The following is a 17,195-nucleotide window of genomic DNA, read 5'->3' on the forward strand; positions in this document are numbered from 1 at the left end:
AAATTATGCTAGGAATATATTTCAGTGGAACAGGTAATTCAAAATATTGTATAGAAAAATTTTTGCAGGAATATGATATGACATCAAAAGCATTTTCTATTGAAGATAAGCAATTATTACATCAAATTAGTTATCATAAAGATATTGTATTTAGCTATCCTACACAATACAGTAACATACCTAAAATATTAAAAGACTTTATAATCAATCATCAAAATTTATGGAAAGACAAGCGAGTTTTTATTATTACAACAATGGGACTATTCAGTGGAGATGGAGCAGGTATCTTAGCTCGTTTGCTTAAAAAATATGGTGCAGTCATTATTGGAGGTTTACATTTAAAAATGCCTGATAGCATTGCTGACGAAAAGGTACTAAAAAAGACTTTAGAAGGCAATAGAAAACTCATAACAAATGCAGAGCAAAAAATAAAGCATGCTGTAAAAAAATTGCAAGACGGAATGCCAACACAAGATGGAATAGGAATTTTTTATCATATAGCAGGTTTATTTGGACAAAGGCTATATTTTATTAATAAAACAAAATACTATTCAGACAAATTAAAAATAAATGCTGACAAATGTATTGGCTGTGGAAAATGTGTAAATCTATGTTGCTTGAAAAATATTGTCTTGAAAAATGGTACTGCTATACCAGGAAATCAGTGTACTATGTGTTATCGCTGTATTAATAATTGCCCAAAACAGGCAATTACCTTATTGGGTAAACGCGTAATTGAACAAAGTAAAATTGAGAAATATCTATAATACAAATTTCATTAGAATTTCATTAAGATGACTAGTTAATTTAATTGATTGAAAAAAGACAGCTGACTATTTATCAACTGTCTTTTAAATTAATACTCAATTATATAAAATCTATGTGATATACTGATTGCTTTTAAAACACCATCCTTAACATACATCAAGATTAGTTTAAATCATTTATTTTTACATTTCCTTTGGGCAAGTATAACGTGCCATTCCCTTGCTATGTTCACCATATTCAATAGCTTCTTTTGGACATCGACATATACAGGCCATGCAATGAGTACAATGATTTCCCCAGTTTGGCTTTCCATCATTAAGATGTATATTTTCAAGTGGACATACATTTTCACATTTCTTACAAGAAACACAAGCATCTGTAACATAAAATTTTTTAGAATGAACAAATATTGGATAAAATATATTATTGACAAAGCCACTACTGAATTTAGCCTTAAATGTTGCTTTAGATTCTGGGAATGCTATATCAGTTCTAATACATTGTATCGTAGATGATATTTTCTGATCAGCTTGTTCAATCGTTACTAAAGCTTCTTCTTTACTTGGGGTACTGAAAAGCGCAATATAGTTTTCTGGCATGATTACAGAAACACATCCCCTGTAATTCATCCCTTTTTCTTCACATAATTTATTCAAATAGGTACCTGCATTTCCAATATCAGCCCCACAGGTCATTACAAAATAAATATTCTTGTTTCCACCCAGTTCTGTTTTCATTAACCATTCATGCACAATGCGTGGAATACGCCATGCATAAGTTGGTACAACGATAACCCATGGTCTATCAGATATTAAATCAGAATAATCCCTAGTTCGAATTTTTTCAAATATATTCAATACCTCATCTTGAAGCTCTTTACTTATTTTTTTTGCCACATATTCACTGTTACCAGTACCAGAAAAATATATAATCATAATTTTAGCAACCCCTTTATAAAATTCATATTTTAAAACTATCGCATATTTTTAACTTACTTAAATATTCAGATATACTTTTTATTTATATTTTTACCCTTCTAGTTCTCTTCAATATGCATAATCCCTGCATGGTTTTTCCTTATTTCGTTAATGTTCTTTAACCATTATATCAGACAAAATAAATATTGCGACATTGGTAAAGAAACTCTTTACCATCAAAATATTATATATTATTATTTCATATCAAATACTTCGCAAATTATGTCTATCAGCTCATATATTCAAGGCTCTTGACATCATACTAGGACTCATTTAATGGCAGTAAATTAGTAGCAATAATAATCTTTAAATCTTATGAGTATGTTGCTAAATACCATATTTTAATAGTTAATCACATTTTTTAAGTATAATAATAATGTATCATACAAAAAAGCGATAAATAGTATTTTGAAATCACTTCCACAAAAACAAATAAAACCGCAAAAGCGTAATTTCAATACGATTTTGCGGAATTTTAGAAGTTAATTTTTATCATTAAGATTCACTTTTTTACCATTTTTTATTGTTCTAAGAAATAATTTTACAAGTTCATTTGACAATAGAATAGTCGATGCAAATAATATTATCTTTATCCACATATCAAACTCTAGTGACACTGAATTGAAGAAACTTTGAAATACTTGGGTAAATATTATTTGAATAACACCTGTCACAACTATTACTTGTAATGCTAATTTATTTTTAAATAGATTTGGTATTGTACTGTTTAATCCAAATTCTCTACAATTTAATGCATTAAAAAGAGCACTGAATGCAAATAAGGAAAATATAACAGTACCTTGTTCTTCTGGAGTTGCTCCCAATATGTTGAAAGCTGATTGTGTAAATACAATTGTAATCATAAGGATAGCATTTATAATAATATTTACAGACATAGACCTAGCTATTATTCCAGAATGTCTATTTATTGGTTTTCTTTTCAATACATAATCTCTAACAGGCTCTAATCCTAATGCTAACGCTGGAGGACCATCCATTATTATGTTTACCCATAATAATTGTATTGTGGTAAAAGGCATGTCTTTACCAGTAAGTTGAGATATTATAGCAATTATAAATGCTACTATATTTACAGTAAGCTGGAACTGTATAAACCTTTGAAAGTTTTCATATATACCTCTTCCCCATTTTATTCCCTCTACTATTGTACTGAAACTGTCATCAGTCAATATTATATCAGCTGCATTTTTAGAAACTTCTGTTCCAGAAATACCCATTGCAATTCCCACATCTGCTTGACTAAGTGCAGGAGCATCATTTATACCATCACCTGTCACAGCTACAACTTCTCCACTCTTTTGAAGTGCTGAAACTATTCTCATTTTTGTATCTGGCTTGCTTCTTGCAACGATTGATATTCCCTTGATTTCTTTTCTTAATTCTTCATCTGTAAGCACATCTATATAAGTAGCTTCGACAGCTTTTTTTCCATCATTTAATAGCCCTAACTCATCTCCAATAGCAGTAGCTGTATTGATGTTATCCCCTGTAAGCATTTTTACATCTACCCCAGCACTAAAAGCTTTATCAATAGAATCTTTAACACCTTCTCTTAATGGGTCTACTATTCCTACAAATCCGCTAAAAATTAAATTTTCTTCTTTTTCATAGCCTCTTGGATTTCCTATTAAATTCAATTCTCCTTCTGATGTTATTGCTACCTCTGTGCGAGATTTAGTCATTTTTTTGTAGGCAAACCCTAAGGTTCTCATAGATTTAATCTGTAACTTTCTAATTTCATCTAAAATACTTTTTTCTATTCTTGGAGTTATTGGAACAATATTTTTACCTTGCTGTACATAAGAACATTTCTTCAGTAATACTTCTGGAGCTCCTTTTGAGAGCAATATATCTGAGTCATCTTGACGAATTAATGTCGACATTTTCTTTTCTTCTGAGCTAAATGGTATTTGTGAGATTAAATAAGTTTGCTTTCTCATTTCAGTATAATCTTTATCATTATGGTATAAAAGTAATGCACACTCTGTTGCACTTCCTATATATTTAAATGAATTTTCTTCTTTTTCTATATCTGCTGTTGAGTTTACTATACAATTTTCTTCAAAATAGCTATTACTCTTATATTCTCCACCACTTACATATTTACCATCAATATAAGCTACTTCTACCATCATTTTATTTTGTGTCAAAGTGCCAGTCTTATCAGAACATATTACAGAAACAGAACCTATAGTTTCACAGGCTTCTTTCTTTGTTACTAATGCATTTATCTTTGCCATCTTTTGCATTGTTATGGCTAAAGTAATATTTATCATAGTTGGCAAACCTTCTGGTACTGTTGCAACTATTAAAGCAATACAAACCATATATGCATTTTTAGCAGGCTCTAATGATTGTAAAAAAGATAAAATACTGCTTGTATCTAAAATTAGCAGACCTCTTCTTTGCATTTGTATAATCATAAACATACATAATAATGTAGCTATTACACCTGATATACCTGCTATTTTAGCTCCTAACTTACCTAATTTAATTTGTAACGGAGTTTGCTGTTCTTCATTTGATAAATTTTGTGCTATCTTGCCCATCTCCGTCTTATCACCAATACAAGTAACAACCATTATTCCTCTACCATATGCTACAAGAGTTCCTCCAAATACCATATTTATTTGCTTTGCAGGTATTGTATCTTGTTCAATTATTTCTGTTTTAGAATAAACTACTTCCATATCTAATATGGCATCAGCATTTTTAGCTACATCATCAGACTCTCCTGTAAGCATATCTTCTCTAAGCTTTAAATTTATAGACTGTATAAGTCTCCCATCTGCTGGTATCATATCTCCAGTCTCTATATACACAATATCTCCAGGAACTAAATTGTCTTTTGATATTTTAATTATCTTACCATTTCTAAGTGCTTTTACTTCTATGTTTTCTGTTAATTTTGATAAGGCATGAGCTGCCTTTTTGGATTTTCCTTCGGTTATTATACCTATGGAAATCCCAATAAAAATAGCCCCTAAAATCCCTAATGCATCATGAAGTTCTCCTACAAAAGAACTTATTACTGCTGCCCCCAGAAGAATTAATATCATTGGCTCTGTTAGACTTTCTCCCAACTCGTCCCAAAATGTTCGTCCTTCTTTTATCGTAAATTCATTTAATCCATATCTAAGTTTCCTTTCTTCTACCTCATTATCAGCAAGTCCAACTTCTGGATTTGTCTTTAAGTATTTTAAGACTTCTTTGGTAGGTTTATTATAATACCTCATAACTTTATCCCCCTTGTTAATTATATATAGAGAATTATATGCTTATGATAGCTTGTATATTACTTTTCAAAAAAAATAAGGTGTTGATTAATCAACACCTTATAGTGGTTATATATTATTAGGTTTTATGTTATAGGCTTTATAGGTTGTAGGCTACATAAATTGATATGCTTAATCTTCAAAATATCCTTCTGGATACAATGGGAATTTAGCTATAAGTTCCTGAGCTTCTACTTTACATTCATCTAATACTTCTTTGTTATCAATGTTTTCTGATACCTTATTCATTATACCTGCTATTTGTACAACTTCTTTTTCTTTGAGACCTCTTTGAGATATTGATGTAAGACCGATACGAACACCACTAGTTACAAATGGTGATTGTGGGTCATCAGGTATAACATTTTTGTTAACTGTTATTCCTACATATTCAAGAGCCTTTTCAAATTGCTTTCCTGTCAAATTTTTACTTCTTAAATCAACCATTACTATATGATTATCAGTTCCACCACTTACTATACTAAATCCATGAGAAATAAGTTCAGCTGCCAAAGTTTTAGCATTCAATACTACTTGCTCCATTATCTTACGAAACTTATCTGTCCCTAGATACAATAGTGAAAATGTTTTCGCTGCAACTGTGTTAAGATGTATAGAACCTAACGTACCTGGGAAAACACCTTTATCAAGCTTCTTTGCATGTTCAGCTTTACAAAGTACAATACCACTTCTTGGTCCACAGAAAGTTTTTGTTGTAGATGAAGAAACAAAATCTGCATAAGGTACAGGACTAGGTATTACTTTTGCCGCCACCAAACCTGCAACATGAGCCATATCTACCATAAAATAAGCTCCTACTTCTTTTGCAACATTTGAGATTCTTTCATAATCTATCAACCTTGGATATGAGCTTGCTCCTGCAATTATAAGTTTTGGTTTACACTCTTTTGCCTTCGCTTCAAGAGCATCATAATCTATACGACCAGTATTTGAATCTACCCCATAAAATTCATATTTATAAATATCATGTAAGAAGTTTACTGTACTACCATGTGTTAAGTGTCCTCCTTGGTCAAGACGCATACTTAAAACAGTATCATTTGGTTTTAATATTGCTGAATATACACAATAATTAGCTGTAGAACCTGAGTAAGGCTGTACATTTACATGTTCTGCTCCAAATATTTCTTTTGCACGTTTTATTGCTAGATTTTCAAGTTTATCTGCTTCTTCAGAGCCTGCTTGGAAACGTGCGCCTGGATAACCTTCTTCTGTTTTATTTGTAAATACACATCCACTTAATTCAAGTACTTCTGTTGGTGCTGTACTTTCAGAAGCTATCATTTCGATATTATGCTCTTGTCTAACCAACTCATCAGCTACAATTTTATATAACTCTGGGTCTGAAATTTTTGTTGTTTTTAACATAATAATCCTCCTCTTAATTAAAGAATATATTTTTTTAGTTTAATCTTTATTAATAAATTTATTATAAAGGTCTATAAAATGTAAGATATTCCTCCACCAGGTCCTAATGGTATGCCAATACCCATGAATAGTAATAATATTATTATTTCTATTAATGTAAATACTACTGAGTATGGAATCATATTCGATATGACAGTACCTATACCTATATCCTTATCATACTTTCTAGCAAAAGCTAATATTACTGGGAAATATGGGAAAAGTGGACTTATTGGATTTGTTGAAGCATCTCCAATACGATAAGCTATTTGAGTTAATGCTGGATTGAAATCTAGTAGCATAAACATTGGAACAAATATAGGTGCTAAAATCGCCCATTTTGCAGAAGCACTTCCTACAAATAAATTGATAAATCCAGATAACAATATAAATCCTATTATCAATCCATAGCTAGGTATCCCCGATTCTGCCAGTAATTTTGCTCCTGTTATTGATAAAATTGTTCCTAAGTTACTAAGATTAAATAAATTAATAAACTGAGATGCTATAAATGCTAGGACTATATATCCACCCATATCACTCATACTACTACCCATCATAGATACTAATTCTTTGTCGCTTTTTATCTTCTTACTTACTTTTCCATACACTAATCCTGGAGTTAAAAATATGATAGTGATTATAGGAACTATGCCTTTCATTAAAGGTGCATTACTAGATAGTATAGAACCAGTCTCTGGATCTTTCATAAATGCATTTTCACCTATACATAAGGCAACTATCATTACTACTACAACTAACAATGATAATAAAGCGTACTTTATACCCTTATTTTCAAGTTCACTCAATTTCTGTATATCCTTATCATTTGTTGAATCATTATATTTTGAAAAACGAGGAGCTATAAATTTTTCAGTTACAAATGCTCCTGCAAAAGTTAAAACTATCGCTGATATAAAAGCAAAATAAAGGTTCATTGCTGGATTACCTTGGTAAGATGGGTCCATCATTTGAGCTGCTGGTATTGTAAACCCAGCTAACAATACATCTGTAGTACTAAGCATAACATTTGCTGCAAATCCCCCTGCAACACCTGCAAAAGCTGCAAACATACCTACAAGAGGATGTCTTCCAATTCCTAAAAACACAAGTGCTGCAAGTGGTGGTAATATTATAAATCCTACATCTGCTGCTGTATGCGATAACATACCTGCAAATACAATTGCTACAGTTACAAGTTTTTGCGGAACTTTACTTATTCCCTTTTTCATTAACACTTCCATAAATCCAGATTTCTCAGCAACACCTGCTCCAAGCATTGTAACCAATACTAATCCTAATGGAGCAAATGACTGGAAGTTTGTAACTATACTACCTAAATATGATTGAATCTGCTCTTTCTCTAGTAGATTTACTACCTTTACAACTTCTTTTGTAGAAGGATGTATTTCTTCTACTCCTAAATTAGATATAACTGCTGACAATATTAAAACAATTATGCATAGTAATAAAAATATGGTTACTGGGTCTGGAAGTTTATTTCCTGCTCTCTCTACAACATTTAATGCTCTCATCAATAATCCACTATCTTTGTTTTTTTCCTGTGAATTAATTTTCCTCAAACTAATCACCCCCATAAACTTTATCTCCAGAAATGCTCTATCTTAAATTTTATTTTTTTAATTTATCCATATAATTTATAACAGACTGACATAGTACATTTGTACCTACTAATATAGAATTTTTATCAGCTTTAAATTTAGGATTATGCCACTGATACATACAATCTTGTTCTTTGTTGCCTACTCCTAACCAGTAAAAAAATCCTGGTGCTTTTTCCATAAATATAGAAAAATCTTCTCCTCCTGTAGAAGGTATTGGATCAACTATAGCATCTTCTGAATACAAATCACACACAGACTTACAAGCTATTGTATACATTTCTTTACTGTTTATAACGGCTGGTAGATCAAATAAATAATCTAGCTTTGCAGTTGCTTGATATCCACGAGCTATCTCACAAACTATATTTTCCAAATTTTCAGATATTTTCTTTCGTACTTCATTACTAAAGCTTCTACATGTCCCTGTCATATCTACCTTTTCTGAAATTACATTATTTGCAGTTCCTCCATTTATAGTACCTATTGATATAACAGCTGGTTCTAATGGACTTATGTTTCTGCTTACTATGGTTTGAATACCCATTATAATTGCACTTGATGCTACTATAGGATCTATTGTTCTATTTGGTATACCTCCATGACCTCCAAAACCATTTACTTCTATCCTAATAGTATCTACTGCTGCCATTAATCCACCTAACTTAACTCCCACTTTTCCACAAGGTATATCTGGGTGATTATGAAGACCAAATATAGCATCAACTTTTGGATTTTCCATTACTCCTCGTTCAACTAGCATCTTCGCACCTTTATTGACTTCTTCTGCTGGTTGAAATATAAACTTTACATTTCCATGGAGACTATCTTTAATGTGAGACAATACATATGCACATCCTACAAGGCAAGATGTATGTATATCATGTCCACATGCATGCATTATACCATCATATTTTGATTTGTATTCAATATCTACCTCTTCATATATTGGTAAAGCATCAATATCGCCTCTTAATGCTACTGTAGGACCATCGTACTTTCCTTTTAATAATCCTACTACTCCTGTCTCCATTCCCAGGTCTAATATCTCTATCCCTAAACTTACTAATAAATTTTTTATAGCTTTTGTAGTCCTAAATTCTTTAAAACTTAATTCGGGGTGCATATGAATATCTGTAAAAAAATCTAAAATATCTTCTTTATACTTTTCTGAGATTAAAATAAGTTCATGCATACTAACACCTCTCCAAAATTTTATTTTTTGATTTTTTGCTAATTTAACTACAAATTATATAAGTTACTAATATTTATAAAGATAGTTTTTATAAATTTAATTTTGTTTATATATATATTTTACTATATTATTTTAATTAAATATATTATCATATTTTGCAATTTATTTAACTATTTTGACTTTTTAAATTCAGATTATATAAAAAGTTTCTTTAACTAGAAAATATTAATAAGTGGCTCTATTCCTGACTTTGTGTTGATTTCTGTCTACATGTAATTGCTTTATATACCATACAAACTAAAATTAAAAGTCCCATATAACCTGTATATGGATATAAAATATTTACTAGTTTACCAAATGGTAAAAATCCACCTATACAAGCTAAAATAGCTATTACTGTTGTTACCAATTTAAATTTAGGATGCTCATCTTCAACAATTCTATTAGTTACAGACCATAAAAGTGGAACAGCTGTTGTATAAATACCTAATATAAGTGCAACTGAGAAACATACACCTATAATAGGAGCTATATTATCCGCTAAATAAAGTGATGGTATTTCTTTCATGTACAAGTTTCCTATATCTGAAATCATAGCCAAATACATAACTATACCAGCAGTCATAAATACAACTCCACCTAATAAACCTCCCCAGAAAGCATCCTTTTTACTTTCAATAGAAGCTCCCATTCCTGTTAAAAAGACAATCATTACAATAATATTTAATGTATTATATATTACACCTGAAATGATTGGACTTTCTGATGCTTTTGTAACTTCAATATTTTTCATAGCTTCTCCAACCATAGATAAACCATCAAAATGCTTAAATAAGCTTATTAATCCAACAGCAATTGTAAATACTGCTATCACTGGTCCAATACGACCAAGTATACTTACTAATTTTTCTAGACCCATAGATACTGTAATCAAGGTAGCAACAGCCATCAACACTCTTCCAAAATAAGGATTTATACCATAATATTCAGTTAAAGTTGAGCCTGCACCAGAAATCATTACTATAAGAATCCCAAATAAAAATATTGGACTAAACCATTCGTAAAATTTTCCTAAAATCTTCCCACAATAAAAAGTGTAAATTCTTGTTGGTTCTTTGAGTTTTAATTCTCTACCTCTAGTTATAACTTCAGCACCAAGAAATGAAAATAACACCATTGATATTAACGCCCCAATCAGCCCCATATACCCTTGTGAGGCAAAAAATTGGAGTATTTCTTGACCAGTAGCAAATCCAGAACCAATTGCTGTTGCTAAATAAGCACCCGCAATACAGATAATATTTTTCACATTGACTTTGTCTGACATATTAAATTACCTCCATTATAAAGTTACCTTCTTTAACAAATATAAATTCAAAGTAAATTAAATGAAAATTCTGTCTTTTAAGAATAGTATTTGACTTACTTTTTTTATTTTTATATCTTTTTATTTTTATTTATATATATTTTTTTATATAAATAGGTACAGCTTTTATAAGGTTTAATATTATTAAATATATTTAAAGCGCTTTAATTTTTATTATAATTAAAGTATACTTACTCAGACATATTCAAACAATTATCTATATTGACTTTTTATTTATCAATTTCGATTTTTAGTATTCAATTTATAAACTTTTGGAGTTACTCCTTTTTCTATCTTAAAGTTTTTATAGAAGTTATTCAGACTATTATATCCAACTATCTCTGCAATCTCATTTATACTTTTTGTAGTATTTTCAAGTAAATCAATAGATTTTTCTATTCTTATATGATTTAGATATGATATAAAAGTCGTATTCAAATTACTTTTAAAAATCCTAGATATATTAGATGGATTGGTTAAAAATAATTTAGCACAATCATTTAACTTTAAGTCATTGCTATAATTTAGATTTATATATTCCAGTATTTCATTTAATAAATCATTATTAGTATATTGATATCCGATAATCTTTTCTACAGACTTAGTAAATTCTTTCATATCTAATGGTTTAAGGAGTATATCTTTCACATTTAATCTCAAAGCTTTTTGAGCATATTCAAAATAGTCAAAAGCAGTTATTACTACAAAATTTATTTTTTTAGATAGGTGAGATGTTTTTTCTATTACTTCTAACCCATTGTATATTGGCATTTGAATATCTATAAAAACTATGTCTGGCTCTAAATCAATTATTTTCTCTACTGCTTCATCGCCGGATGTTGCTTTATCAACAATTTTTATTGGCATATCTTTCATTTCTATAAAGTGTGTTATTATTTTTAGAACAGCTTCTTCATCATCTATTATTAGTGCTCTTCTCATGAGAATTCCTCCCTTTTAGCTTAATAATATAAAAAAGCAAGATATATAAAACAACATAAAAACATCTAATATATTTCTTAATATTTATAAAACTTATTAATTTTATATAGGTTCTATACATACTCCTTATAATTTTCAATAGGAATTTTAATCATTATGTAAGTCCCATCATTATCACTTGACTTTATATCCATATCAAAATTATTTCCATAAGCAGATGTAAATTTTGTATATATTAGAGATAAACCATGACCATTATTACTACGAATACCTGCCTTTATTTTGTCTATACTATTTTCTTCTAAGATAGTTCCATTATTATGAATTTCTATAATAGCATACTGGGAATCTACTCTAGCAATTATTTCTATTCTCTTTTTTGAATCAATATCTCTAAACCCATGTGTAAATGCATTCTCTACAATAGGTTGCATAAAGTTAAAAGGTACAGAAAGGTTATATAGCTTCCTTGGAATAAGGTACTTTACTTTAAGTTCATCTCCATAACGCAATTTCTGTAAATTCAAATAATTTTTAATATATAATATTTCAGCTTCTAACTCTACAAATCTTAAATCCGACCTCATTGTATATCTAAACATTTTAGACAAATCTATTATCGCACTGTATAAATCATAACAACCATCATCAAGTGCTATGCTTGCCATTGAATTTAAAGTATTAAATAAAAAATGATGATTTATTCTCAGATTAGTAACTGTATCCTGTGCTACCTTTAGATTCATTTCAAGTTGTTCTCCATAGTGATAAGTTCTTGCAATGGTTTGTTCTTTCTCTTGTAAATCTTTCCTTATATCATTAAATGAGCAAAAATTTATTATATTTTTAGATATTTGCTTTAATAATCTTTTTATACTTCTAGCAGCACCTTCTGGAATATCATATAAATTACTATGAGTAGTATCTAGATTTAAGTCAGATAACAATACATACCCTCCTCGAATAACTCCAATACTATTGTTCTTGTATAATATTGGAATATTATATATAGTTATCCCATACTTACATATGAATTGATTGCTACTTTTTTGATTCATACAATCGCAATTTTTAGGAAACTTCATAGGATTACACTTTTCAAAACAAAATAATGGAAAATATGGATTTTTTAAAACTATATTCCAAGAATCATCATATATAATTAGTGGAATTTTAAATGGGTCAATAAACTGACCACGAATTGATTCCACTGCTGCATATAAATTTAAAGTACTTTCACTATAATTTATTAAGGTCTTTTTTAAATCACTATTAGGATTGATTTCTATAACTTCACTTTCTCCTATATTACCTACATTATTTGAAACAATAAGCTCTTTTATTGGTCTATCTCCTGTATTTATAGACTCATGTGTGCTACCAGATTCTATATAAAAAATCATACCTTGGGAAAATGGCTTCCAAACTCCATTTATAATATACAATCCCTCTCCTTCTAAAATATATATCATCTGTTCTTGCCCATAATGAACATGATTAAAATGTTTTTTACCTGGCATGGTAACTGCAATGTATATATTCATAGCTTGTTTTGGGTTATTCTCATCATAAGTATGTTTCCATTCAATATATCCCCACTCAGTATTTTGAATTTTCATAAAAAAACCCTTTCTGTTTATAGATTATTTATATTCATTTATCTTTAAATAAATTAGTAAATAAAAATGTGCACATACTCTTTCATATGATAGCTATACTATATCAATATTCATTAGTTTGTACACATTATTATATTAATTATTATTTTTTTAATTATTTATAGCTTACTTTATTATTTAAAAATATATATTTCAATTATTATTTAATAACAGAAACACCCATATATGGTCTTAAAACTTCTGGAACTATTACAGAACCATCAGCTTGTTGGTAATTTTCCAATATAGCTGCTACACTTCTTCCAATAGCCAATCCAGAACCATTTAATGTATGTGCATATTCGGCTTTAGAATTTTTATCTCTTTTAAATCTTATTCCAGCTCTTCTAGCTTGAAAATCTTCACAATTTGAACAAGATGAAATTTCAACATATCTGTTGTAGCTTGGCATCCAAACTTCTACATCATATTTAAAAGAAGCTGTAAAACCTAAGTCACCTGTACATATTTTTACTACTCTATATGGTAAGTTTAATAATTGTAGCATAGTCTCAGCATTATTAGTTAATTTTTCTAATTCATTGTAAGATTCTTCTGGTGCTACTATTTTTACCATTTCTACTTTATTAAATTGATGTTGTCTTACCAAACCTCTTGTATCCCTTCCAGCAGAACCAGCTTCTGACCTAAAACAAGGAGTATATGCCGTATAATTTATTGGTAATTGCTCAAATTTAAGTATTTCATTAGCATGTATATTAGTTAAGGGAACTTCTGATGTTGGAATTAAAAAGTAATCTAATCCTTCTATCTTGAACATATCCTCTTCAAACTTAGGTAGTTGCCCTGTACCCAAAAAACTATTTCTATTTGCCATAAATGGTGGAATAATTTCTGTGTATCCATTTACTGTTGTATTTGTATCTAGATAAAAATTTAATAATGCCCTTTCTAATCTAGCTCCTAATCCCTTATAAAGTGTGAATCTTGAACCAGTTATTTTCCCAGCTGTTTCAAAATCAAGTATACCTAACTCAGTTCCTATTTCCCAATGAGCTTTAGATTCAAAATCAAAGCTAGTCGTCTTACCCCAAGTTCTCACTTCAACATTATCTTCATCAGTTTCCCCTTGTGGTACTTCTGGATGTGGTACATTTGGAATTCTCATTAACAAATATTCCATCTTGTCCTCTACATCTTTAAGATTTTGGTCTATAACTTTAATCTTGTCAGATAACTCTTTTAATTTAGCTTTTTCATTTTCTACATCTTTACCTTCTTTTATAAGATTTGGTATATTTTTGGATGCAGTATTTAACTCATTTTTCATAACCTCAACTTCTTGAAGAATTTTTCTTCTTTCATCATCTAACTTAACTACTTCATCAAGATTAAAGGCTTTTTCACCCCTTCTTTCCATTGCTTTCTTTATACAATCTAAGTTTTCTCTTATTCTTTTTATATCAAGCATTTTTTCCTCCTCAATACTTTAAGATTGGATGTTATCTCTTAATCTCAGTTAACTTTGATAATAGTATATTTGCTTAAGGTTAAGAAATCTTTTTCTGTCTTATCCGAACCTATTATTTTTATTTAGTTATATTTTACTCACTTTTTTACACATTGTCAAATTATATTTAATTAAATTAATATTATTTAATTTTTTGTCATTAACCTTACTTTTACTTTCATTATAATTATACTAATTTTAGCAATCAATTATCTATTTTGACTTTTTCTTTATCAATCTTATATAGTTATCAATTTTCATATAAATTTTTTTACCTTATGATATAATTCTTTATATATTCTTTGTCAGATTTTAGAATAGGAGGATTTTAATGAGTAATTCAAGTATAGGCAGAAAATTGACTTTATGTAGAAAAAAATGGGCATTCTGGAGACGAAGTTGCTTATATACTTAAAGGAAGTGTTGAGCTTAGTTTGGAAGATGATATATTTGAATTAAATGAAGGTGATAGTGTAAAAATACCTTTTGGTATGAGACATAAGTGGGGAAATCCAAATGAAGTTGAAAGTAAGGTAATCTACATAGTAGTGTCCTAAAAATATAAATTTTCAAGGTAGAATTAATAAAATTATGGCAATGACCCTTTAGACCTAATAAGCTAACCATTCAGTCATATATAATATTATTAATTCTACCTATTTTATTAGATTAGATTTTATTTTTACATAATATTTTTTTACGCAATATTTTTACACAATCTCTAAAATAATATAATTCATATCTATTTTAATGAATATAATACTTCCCCTTCTACTATTGTTTGTAAAACTTTAATATCTTTTATTTTAAGAGGGTCAACTGTAAGTGGATTTTCATCTAGTATTATTAAATTAGCTAGTTTACCTTCTTTGATTGAACCCTTTTTATCTTCTTCAAAATATTGATATGCCGCATTTATAGTAACACCCTTTAAAGCTTCCAATGGGCTTATCTTTTCATTTTCACCTATCAATACTCCTTTTTTTGTAATTCTATTAACCGCACACCATATTGTTTCAAGCATATTAGGTGCTATTACAGGTGTATCTTGATGTAAAGTATAAATCAAACCTTTTTCTATAGTTGTTTTAAGGGGACTAATCTTGAATGCTCTACCTTCTCCAAGATTTTTAATATGAATATCTCCCCAGTAGTATGTGTGAGCTACAAAATATGATGGTATCATGTTTATTTTTTTCATTTCATCAACTTGGTCTTCTCTTACAGTTTGAGCATGTATCATCACAGGTCTCATATCATCTTTGATATTTTTTTCCTTTATAACTTTTTCAAATGAATTTATTAGTTGGTCTGCTGCTGCATCTCCATTACAATGAGTTAAAAGTTGCATTTTTTCTTCTACTGAAATTTTTATAAATTTCTCTACTTCCTCATCTTTATATATAGGATACCCACGATAACCATCTTCTGAATTTTCATATGGTTTCGTTAACCATGCTGTCTTTCCTTGAGGAGAACCATCCAAAAATATCTTATATCCTCCTATTTTAAATCTATTTACATATTTCTTTACAAAATTTTTATTATCATCTTTCACAGATTTACTATTTTTTAAATCTATATATCCTACAATATCCATTTTTAGTCTATTTTGATTTGACATTAATTTTAAAAGATTAAATTGATTATCTGCCATTAATCCTTCTTGCGCTGTTGTAATACCATAACTTAAGTAAATATCTTGTACTTTTTCAATTAGATTACAAATTTCATCTAATGATGGTTGTTTTATTTTAGAGGATACTTTAAAAAATGCATTTTCCTCCAAATATCCATTTGGCTCTTTACTCCCTTTGACTCTGCCTATATATCCTCCTTCTGGGTCTTGTGTTTCATGAGTAACACCTAATTTTTTTAATCCTAAAGTATTTGCAACTCCCATATGACCAGAAGCATGTGAAATTAGTATTGGGTTTTCTAAAGACGCACTATCTAATAAATCTTTATCTGGATGCATATTTTCTTCTAAAAAATTGTTATCATATGAAAACCCAATTATCCATTCACCCTTTTTTATATCCTTTGAATCTTTAAAATCTTGTATTTTCTTTACTATATCTTTAAAGCTAGTTGCATCTTCTAAAGGAACTAATCTTAGTGTAGTAGCAAAAGCTGTCAAATGACTGTGTGAATCTATAAAGGAAGGCATCAATGTTTTTCCCTGTAAATCTATGACTTCTGTTTCATCATTTTTTAAAGCTAAAATTTCTTCTTTTGTTCCTATTTTTTTTATTATTTTATCTTTTATAAGAATAGCATCTCCACATATTGAATCTTCCATTGTAATGATATTTCCATTATAATAAATTTTTTCTTTCATAAAATTCTCCTTAAACTGATGTATAAACTCTATAAATTTATATAAATACTTTATATTTTTTACAGTTTTATTTTCTTTTTCATCCTGCTCTATTTTGATAAATTTATTTTATTGTTTTCTAATTAATTATT

The 17,195-nt window shown here is 29.1% G+C and carries 11 protein-coding genes and 1 pseudogene; 2 read left to right on the forward strand and 10 right to left on the reverse strand.

Annotated elements, in window-relative coordinates; translation table 11 throughout:
- Positions 1–5 precede the first annotated feature (5 nt).
- On the forward strand, positions 6–767 hold the full coding sequence (locus KGF48_RS02560; RefSeq protein ID WP_227839563.1) for an EFR1 family ferrodoxin: 762 nt from the start codon (positions 6–8) through the stop codon (positions 765–767).
- A 183-nt stretch (positions 768–950) separates the two neighbouring features.
- Here the strand turns inward: KGF48_RS02560 and KGF48_RS02565 are convergent, their stop codons facing one another.
- The 9 genes from KGF48_RS02565 to serS form a co-directional block, all read right to left on the reverse strand.
- On the reverse strand, positions 951–1,703 hold the full coding sequence (locus KGF48_RS02565; protein WP_227867720.1) for an EFR1 family ferrodoxin: 753 nt from the start codon (positions 1,701–1,703) through the stop codon (positions 951–953).
- A 524-nt stretch (positions 1,704–2,227) separates the two neighbouring features.
- Positions 2,228–5,002 carry a calcium-translocating P-type ATPase, PMCA-type gene (locus KGF48_RS02570; protein WP_227839565.1) on the reverse strand — a complete coding sequence of 925 codons (2,775 nt, stop codon included), beginning with the start codon at positions 5,000–5,002 and terminating at the stop codon, positions 2,228–2,230.
- A 171-nt stretch (positions 5,003–5,173) separates the two neighbouring features.
- Positions 5,174–6,430 carry a serine hydroxymethyltransferase gene (gene glyA, locus KGF48_RS02575; RefSeq protein ID WP_227867721.1) on the reverse strand — a complete coding sequence of 419 codons (1,257 nt, stop codon included), beginning with the start codon at positions 6,428–6,430 and terminating at the stop codon, positions 5,174–5,176.
- A 71-nt stretch (positions 6,431–6,501) separates the two neighbouring features.
- Positions 6,502–8,004 carry an AbgT family transporter gene (locus KGF48_RS02580; protein WP_227839592.1) on the reverse strand — a complete coding sequence of 501 codons (1,503 nt, stop codon included), beginning with the start codon at positions 8,002–8,004 and terminating at the stop codon, positions 6,502–6,504.
- Between the two features lie 97 nt (positions 8,005–8,101).
- Positions 8,102–9,286: a M20 family metallopeptidase gene (locus KGF48_RS02585; RefSeq protein ID WP_227839567.1), complete on the reverse strand. Its 1,185-nt coding sequence runs from the start codon at positions 9,284–9,286 to the stop codon at positions 8,102–8,104.
- A 238-nt stretch (positions 9,287–9,524) separates the two neighbouring features.
- A complete protein-coding gene (locus KGF48_RS02590; protein ID WP_227827617.1) occupies positions 9,525–10,613 on the reverse strand; it encodes a hypothetical protein in 1,089 nt (362 codons plus the stop codon).
- Positions 10,614–10,889: 276 nt separating this feature from the next.
- The gene (locus KGF48_RS02595) at positions 10,890–11,594 is read right to left on the reverse strand and encodes a response regulator (RefSeq protein ID WP_227839568.1); all 705 of its coding nucleotides are present in this window, start codon (positions 11,592–11,594) and stop codon (positions 10,890–10,892) included.
- Between the two features lie 113 nt (positions 11,595–11,707).
- Positions 11,708–13,213, reverse strand: a complete 1,506-nt coding sequence (locus tag KGF48_RS02600) for a histidine kinase (RefSeq protein ID WP_227839569.1) — start codon at positions 13,211–13,213, stop codon at positions 11,708–11,710.
- A gap of 199 nt (positions 13,214–13,412) precedes the next feature.
- Positions 13,413–14,684 (reverse strand): serine--tRNA ligase, encoded by a 1,272-nt coding sequence (serS, locus tag KGF48_RS02605; RefSeq protein WP_227867722.1) that lies wholly within the window; start codon positions 14,682–14,684, stop codon positions 13,413–13,415.
- 431 nt (positions 14,685–15,115) lie between these two features.
- Here serS and KGF48_RS02610 point away from each other — a divergent pair.
- Positions 15,116–15,280: pseudogene (locus KGF48_RS02610) on the forward strand (cupin domain-containing protein); the annotation flags it as partial.
- Positions 15,281–15,465: 185 nt separating this feature from the next.
- Here the strand turns inward: KGF48_RS02610 and KGF48_RS02615 are convergent.
- Positions 15,466–17,064 carry an amidohydrolase gene (locus KGF48_RS02615; protein ID WP_227867723.1) on the reverse strand — a complete coding sequence of 533 codons (1,599 nt, stop codon included), beginning with the start codon at positions 17,062–17,064 and terminating at the stop codon, positions 15,466–15,468.
- Between the last annotated feature and the right edge of the window lie 131 nt (positions 17,065–17,195).

This window comes from Clostridioides sp. ZZV15-6388 (assembly GCF_020657755.1).
Lineage (GTDB): Bacteria > Bacillota > Clostridia > Peptostreptococcales > Peptostreptococcaceae > Clostridioides.

Excerpts from the sequence above, each read along its gene's own strand:
- KGF48_RS02560 (WP_227839563.1), top strand. The coding sequence starts at position 6 with ATGCTAGGAATATATTTCAGTGGAACAGGTAATTCAAAATATTGTATA.
- KGF48_RS02595 (WP_227839568.1), bottom strand. The coding sequence starts at position 11,594 with ATGAGAAGAGCACTAATAATAGATGATGAAGAAGCTGTTCTAAAAATA.
- KGF48_RS02600 (WP_227839569.1), bottom strand. The coding sequence starts at position 13,213 with ATGAAAATTCAAAATACTGAGTGGGGATATATTGAATGGAAACATACT.
- KGF48_RS02615 (WP_227867723.1), bottom strand. The coding sequence starts at position 17,064 with ATGAAAGAAAAAATTTATTATAATGGAAATATCATTACAATGGAAGAT.
- KGF48_RS02585 (WP_227839567.1), bottom strand. The coding sequence starts at position 9,286 with ATGCATGAACTTATTTTAATCTCAGAAAAGTATAAAGAAGATATTTTA.
- KGF48_RS02565 (WP_227867720.1), bottom strand. The coding sequence starts at position 1,703 with ATGATTATATATTTTTCTGGTACTGGTAACAGTGAATATGTGGCAAAA.
- KGF48_RS02570 (WP_227839565.1), bottom strand. The coding sequence starts at position 5,002 with ATGAGGTATTATAATAAACCTACCAAAGAAGTCTTAAAATACTTAAAG.
- KGF48_RS02590 (WP_227827617.1), bottom strand. The coding sequence starts at position 10,613 with ATGTCAGACAAAGTCAATGTGAAAAATATTATCTGTATTGCGGGTGCT.
- glyA (WP_227867721.1), bottom strand. The coding sequence starts at position 6,430 with ATGTTAAAAACAACAAAAATTTCAGACCCAGAGTTATATAAAATTGTA.
- KGF48_RS02580 (WP_227839592.1), bottom strand. The coding sequence starts at position 8,004 with ATGAGAGCATTAAATGTTGTAGAGAGAGCAGGAAATAAACTTCCAGAC.
- serS (WP_227867722.1), bottom strand. The coding sequence starts at position 14,684 with ATGCTTGATATAAAAAGAATAAGAGAAAACTTAGATTGTATAAAGAAA.